Origin of the sequence: Bradyrhizobium sp., assembly GCF_016213215.1 — a bacterium.
Lineage (GTDB): Bacteria > Pseudomonadota > Alphaproteobacteria > Rhizobiales > Xanthobacteraceae > Bradyrhizobium.
In genome coordinates, this window is record NZ_JACRAW010000119.1 from 1 (window position 1) to 4,370 (window position 4,370).

Below are 4,370 nucleotides of genomic sequence, written 5' to 3' on the forward strand. Positions count from 1 at the left end.
GCCCGCGAGATAGCCGCGGCCGCAGCGCTGGATCGATCGAAATGTAGAGATTCTGAACCTCCACCTGGCCCGGCGACGGGTCTGGAACGGTCTGCTCGACGATGGCGAACTCTTCCTCGCGCGGCATCCCGGCGGGTCGGGCGATCAGGTGGACTTCCCGGCTCCTCAATGGCATGTGGACTCCGTTGTTCCGGCGCTACAAGGACGACTGTCAGGTTCGCTTTTCACGGCGGTAGAAGCCGACCCCCGTCTTCCGGCGGGCGAACCTCCAGCCGGCGTCGGTTCGGACGAAGCGGTCGCGATACTCGCCCACCATCAGCGGCCCTTCGAGCGGCGCCGGCCTTCCTAGGTCCCCGCCGTCGTGCCTGTAGAGGGTGAAGTAGACCACGCCTTCTGCCTGCCGTTCATCGATGACGTTCAGAAGTGCGTTCGTGCATACGTGGCGGGACGTGCGATCGGTGCGATCCTGGCGCGCCTGGAAGCTGTCGCGGATGCGGTCGCGCCCGATGAGCGTTGCCTCAGGCGACTCGCAAGTACCATCGTCAGTGAACAGATCAGCGACGCGTGCTGCTTCGCCGTAATCGATAAGGTGCGTGTAGGCGTGTATCAGCCGCTCGCATTCGCGCTCGATGAGCAGGCGTTGGAAGTCGTCCACGATCATCATCTCCTCTTGTCGTTTCAGCTCGCTGACCTCCAGGGGATCCCGAGCCGGAGCGCCCTAGATCGCTGTGTACCCGCCGTCGACCATCACGGCTGCTCCCGTCATGAAGGAGGCCTCGTCCGATAGCAGGAAGGTCACGGACGGAGCGATTTCCGACGGGTCGGCGAATCGCCTCATCGGTGGTTCCACGGTGAAGCGAGGAGGTTGGTAGGACGTGTCGGATTCGGTCCGAGGCACCGCCTCTAGCGAATGCTGGGTGAGGTCGGTTCGGACCGCGCCCGGACACACGCAGTTCGCTCGAATGCCCTGGCTCGCGTACTCGACAGCGATGGCGCGAGTCAGTTGGAGGACGCCGCCTTTGGCGGCCTTGTAGCTCACCGCGCTGCGACCTGAGCCGATGACAACAGATGAGACTGAACCAATCGTCACGATCGATCCTCCTCCGGCGGACATCAGTCGCGGAATCACGTGTTTTGCCGCGAGGAAGACACCGGTGAGGTTGACGCGAATCACCGCCTCCCATTCGTGCAGCGGAAGCTCGTGGATCGCCCCGCGCGGCGCGATGCCGGCCGCCGCCACCATGGCATCCAGACCTCCGAACTCGGACGTGGCCTGATCCACGGCCGCGGCGACATCGTCCTCCGAACCGACGTCACAGGAGATCGCGATCGCCTGACCGCCACTCGCCCGGATGTCGGCCGCAACCGCCTCCGCGAGCGGCATGCGTACGTCGAGCACCGCGACCGCCGCGCCTTCCATGGCCATGCGCAATGCGCAGCCTCGTCCGATGCCGCTTCCGCCCCCGGTGACGATGCCGCGCCGCCCTTCAAGTCTGCCCTTCATGTGTTCCTCCCGGACCGGCATGCAACGTGATCTCATTCGTGAGTTGATCCCGTCTCGATGCTTCGCCCTGATCCTGCTCAACGGACGGATCTGTGCCAAACACTTTCTTCAAGAAATTTGCTGCAAGCACTTCGTAACCAGCGGCCGAAGGATGCAGTCCATCCGGTAGAAGCTCGGCTGCATCCTCGCCGAGCAGCGTGAGCCCATTCACATACCGGATCTTCTCGTCGCCTCGCCCTGCGAACGACGCGACCGCGTCCCGTATCTCGTCGCGCATCACCTTCAGGGTCATGCCGATGGAGTTCGGACCCGCCTCGCGCTTCCCGCTCCAGATCGGTGAGCAAACGACGAGCGGCGTTGCCGGGTGTCTGTCCCGAATGGTCGTGATCATGCCGATGAGGGCAGGCTGAAACGTGCGCAGGCTCAGGCTGCTCTGGTTGAAGACGTTGATGCCAATCTTCAGCGAGATCAGTTCGGCCGGAAGGTCGCGGATCAGGCGGGCGATCACGGGATCCACGTGGCAGTTCCCCCCAAATCCCAGGGATGTGAGGTTGAGGTGTCGCGAGCGCGCCACGATGCCGGGCCACGTGAATGCCGGACTCCGCGCCGTACGGCATTGCGTAATCGAACTGCCGTACGTAACCCATCGCGGACGATCGTCTCGCCGCTCCTCGAAGCTCGCTCCATCCGACAGCTCGATCTCCCGCAGGCAAAACGGCACGAACGAGCTGAGCCAGAGATCGATAGGCTTGTCTCCTGCCGGCAAGTTGGCGAAGCGCACGTCGGTGTCGCCTTGCCGGAAGGTCGAGGTGGCCACCACGACATCATCCACGCACACGTCCATGCTGCCTGGCCCAATCATGGGCTCGGTCCGGAAGATCAAGCCGCCGGCGTCGGTGCCAAAACGTAGTCGTACTCCTGAAGGGAGAGCAGCGCGGGCCGGCAAGCTGGAACGCCCGGACGAAAACAGGTCCAGGTCTTCCCGCGGAATTCGCCAGGGCATGACCCAGTCGTCCCGCCGTTCGAGCGAGATCGCACCGCTCCAACTGAGACGGTCATCATTGCCTGGGACTATCATCGGGCAGCGCCTCCGTCTCGTCTCCGGTCTACTGGGCGATCCGTGCCTGGAACGCCGCCTGTCTCTTCTTCAGTCAGACTGCCCGTCCACCGCCGTGCCGGCGACAGGCGGCTCCGCACCGAGCAACAGGGAAAGAAACTCGCGGTCCCGGAATGTCGCGGACTCTGCCTGATGGACCACCACGAGGTCCAGCGACGGAATGATGTAGAGCCGCTGCTTGCCGTGTCCGGCCGCCTCGACCAGGTCTGAGGGGAACGCCGCGTCTCGTGGTGGGGCGGAGCACGTTGTCACAATCTTGGGGGTGATCGGTAGTCCGAGCCAGAAGGTCAGTCCGTAGCCGGGATTGACGGCCGAACCGCGGGAGCACTCCGCCAGGATGGCTGAGTCAAGGATCTTCTTGCCTTGCCACATTCCCCGTTGCTTGATGAGCCTGCCGTACTTCGCCCATTCTCGCGCGGCGAGGTACGCGCCGGCCGGCATATGCGGGTTGCCGGCTTCGTCCTTCGACCATTGAGCGATGCGGAGGCCGATGGGGTCCAGCACTCTCCGTGTGAGGTAGTCGAGTGGAGTTTCGTTCCGGGACTGGAGCTTCCGGCGCATCAGCTCGCCGAAGACGTAGAAGTGGCTGGGGCCGTACATGAATGCCGTCCCCGGATTCATCGTGAGTTCAACGCCCAGGGCCGCGCGGTATCGGTTGTCTCGCGTGCGCTCGCCCTGCAGCAGGCTTGTCGCTGGCTCCAACCCTGATGTCAGACTGAGCAACTGCCGGGTGGTGATGTCCTTCTTGCCCGGCGCGGCCGCATCGTGCTGCCATTCGGTAATGGTGTCTGATACGAGTTCGTCGAAACCGTGCAGGACGCCGTCCTCAATAGCCGCCACCGCGATTGCGCCGGAGAAGCTCTTCGTCCCGCTCGCCAGCCGGTGCACTTGCTCCGCGGTCGCATAGCGCTCGAACAGCAGGTCGGCGCCCTTCATGACCAGCATGCCGAGTCCGCCGCGGGCGACCGAATACTGGTGGGCCCGCTCGAAGTTCTCGGTCGTCAGCGCCGGCGCGGCCGCCTGGCCGGAAGCAGTCGCTTGCGGTGAAGGCGGCGCTGTCCCACCTCCCGATGTACCCGCGCTCGTGCCCGGATTCTTCTCGCCGCCGGAGGTACACCCGGTGATCAGCGCGGCCGCTCCGGTCGCCGCAGCTGTAGAGCGGGCGAGAAAGCGCCGGCGGCTTAGCCGGCGTTCCAGGAGTTCAGTCACGATTCCGCCTCGCGTGAGCCCTTTCGAGGGGCGCATGTCCAGATGTCGGCTTGCGAACGCCCGTGTCGCCTGTACCCAGCGGGCGGCACCGGCGACGCCGCGCCCGCTGGCCTCGTTGGTCTCCTCGCGCGTCATGCCCATCTCGGCGAGGACAGCATCGGTGTCAGCCCCCAACGGCACCGGCGGCGACCGGACGACGATCGGCGATTCGTCCGTCCGGAGAGGCGGCGCGAACGGCCGACTCGACTGCTGCCTCGGTCCGCAGCGCCTCGCCGCTCCGACCGATCACGGCGCGTCCTGGACGCCCGCCGCCGTGCGCGGCGCAGAGGGTGGCCTTGCCGCATTGAGAAACGGGATCACATGCGTTCGCATGAGTTCCGAGAGGACACCGGCATACGTAGGATCGTCGACCACGTTGTGGTTCTCATCGGGATCGAGCACCAGATCGAACAGCTGAACCGGCTGCCGCGTCTCCTCGAACACAACGAGCTTGTGGCCCTGCGTGCGGAACATGCCGAAGCCGTAGTTCTCGCTGCGCAC

At 65.0% G+C, this 4,370-nt stretch carries 5 protein-coding genes and 1 pseudogene; all 6 read right to left on the reverse strand.

The window, feature by feature from the left end; all coding sequences use genetic code 11:
* Positions 1-175, reverse strand: a pseudogene (locus HY852_RS27970) (NADP-dependent oxidoreductase); the annotation flags it as partial.
* 36 nt (positions 176-211) lie between these two features.
* A complete protein-coding gene (locus HY852_RS20285; protein WP_291606598.1) occupies positions 212-661 on the reverse strand; it encodes a nuclear transport factor 2 family protein in 450 nt (149 codons plus the stop codon).
* A gap of 57 nt (positions 662-718) precedes the next feature.
* The gene (locus HY852_RS20290) at positions 719-1,504 is read right to left on the reverse strand and encodes an SDR family NAD(P)-dependent oxidoreductase (protein WP_291606599.1); all 786 of its coding nucleotides are present in this window, start codon (positions 1,502-1,504) and stop codon (positions 719-721) included.
* Entirely contained in the window at positions 1,488-2,582 is a 1,095-nt protein-coding gene (locus HY852_RS20295; protein WP_291606600.1) for an SGNH/GDSL hydrolase family protein, read from the reverse strand. The genes HY852_RS20290 and HY852_RS20295 overlap by 17 nt, the downstream gene beginning before the upstream one ends.
* A gap of 69 nt (positions 2,583-2,651) precedes the next feature.
* Positions 2,652-3,965: a serine hydrolase gene (locus HY852_RS20300; protein ID WP_291606602.1), complete on the reverse strand. Its 1,314-nt coding sequence runs from the start codon at positions 3,963-3,965 to the stop codon at positions 2,652-2,654.
* Between the two features lie 150 nt (positions 3,966-4,115).
* Positions 4,116-4,370, reverse strand: a 255-nt coding sequence (locus HY852_RS20305) for a sulfatase/phosphatase domain-containing protein (protein ID WP_291606603.1), incomplete at its 5' end; no start/stop codon positions are given.